The organism is Lacinutrix jangbogonensis (genome assembly GCF_000797445.1).
GTDB lineage: Bacteria > Bacteroidota > Bacteroidia > Flavobacteriales > Flavobacteriaceae > Lacinutrix > Lacinutrix jangbogonensis.
The window spans coordinates 1-1599 of record NZ_JSWF01000006.1 but is presented as its reverse complement, the minus strand read 5'-3'; the positions used below and the strand labels follow the sequence as shown (position 1 = coordinate 1599).

Below are 1599 nucleotides of genomic sequence, written 5' to 3'. Positions count from 1 at the left end.
AGCCGGTCCTTATTCTTACAGTACCGTCAAGCTCTCTACTCGAGAGAGTGTTTCTTCCTGTATAAAAGCAGTTTACAACCCATAGGGCCGTCTTCCTGCACGCGGCATGGCTGGATCAGAGTTGCCTCCATTGTCCAATATTCCTCACTGCTGCCTCCCGTAGGAGTCTGGTCCGTGTCTCAGTACCAGTGGTGGGGATCCCCCTCTCAGGGCCCTTATCTATCGTTGCCATGGTGTGCCGTTACCACACCATCTAGCTAATAGAACGCATAGTCATCTTGTACCGTAATCTTTAATTATTAATTGATGCCAATCAATAATACTATAAGGTATTAATCTTCGTTTCCAAAGGCTATCCCTTAGTACAAGGTAGATTCTATACGCGTTACGCACCCGTGCGCCGGTCGTCAGCGGAGCAAGCTCCCTGTTACCCCTCGACTTGCATGTGTTAAGCCTGCCGCTAGCGTTCATCCTGAGCCAGGATCAAACTCTTCATCGTTAAATTTTAAAGTCTTTCGACTAATTTGCTTAACAACCAAAGAAATTTTCAAGTACTCTAAATGGTTTATTCTCTTGTTTGATTCTTACCGTTTCCAGTAATAATCTTACGCTGTCAATTCAATATGTTTATGAACTTTTATTCTTTTTTTCTAAGATATTTATCTCTTAGCGGGTGCAAATATAAAACTTATTTTTAACACCACAATGCTTTTTGAAATAATTTTAAATTATTTTTTTCGAAGCTCTCTAATCAATATTTTTACTTAGAACGTTATGAAAAAATATTGCTATTTTTTCGGATTGCAAACATACAACCTTTTTTGTTATCCCAAAACCTATTTTAAATAAAAATTAATATTAAAAAAAAAACTAGACCATACTTAACAATGCTCTCACAAGACCATATTTACAAAAGTTTATAACAAAAAAAATCCTAAACAAATTAATGTTTAGGATTCTCTAAAAAAGGCGACGACCTACTCTCCCACAAGTGTAGTACCATCGGCGCAAATAGGCTTAACTTCTCTGTTCGGAATGGTAAGAGGTGAGCCCTATCGCTATAATCACCTTAAATCTTTCGGTGTGTGTATATTTTAATATACTTAACCGTATAAAATAACATATTGAAAAAAGGACACTAGGTGTCAATTACATGAAAATAGAATAATATCTGTTGTACTTTATAAAAAAACAGGCGTACAATAAGCCTATGGGTTATTAGTATCACTCGGCTATGACATTACTGCCTTTACACCTATGACCTATCAACGTGGTAATCTCCCACGACCCTTTAAAGAAATCTCATCTTGTGGTGGGTTTCGCGCTTATATGCTTTCAGCGCTTATCCCTTCCCAACGTAGCTACTCTGCAATGCTCCTGGCGGAACAACAGATACACCAGAGGTTAGTCCAACTCGGTCCTCTCGTACTAGAGTCAGATCCACTCAAATTTCTAACGCCCACTGTAGATAGAGACCGAACTGTCTCACGACGTTCTGAACCCAGCTCGCGTGCCACTTTAATGGGCGAACAGCCCAACCCTTGGGACCTTCTCCAGCCCCAGGATGTGACGAGCCGACATCGAGGTGCCAAACCCCCG

Annotated in this window: 3 rRNA genes; all 3 read right to left on the bottom strand. The window is 40.2% G+C overall.

The window, feature by feature from the left end:
- Positions 1–499 (bottom strand): 16S ribosomal RNA (locus RH82_RS00040); the annotation flags it as partial.
- A 465-nt stretch (positions 500–964) separates the two neighbouring features.
- Positions 965–1072, bottom strand: a 5S ribosomal RNA gene (gene rrf / locus RH82_RS00035).
- Positions 1073–1198: 126 nt separating this feature from the next.
- Positions 1199–1599, bottom strand: a 23S ribosomal RNA gene (locus RH82_RS00030); the annotation flags it as partial.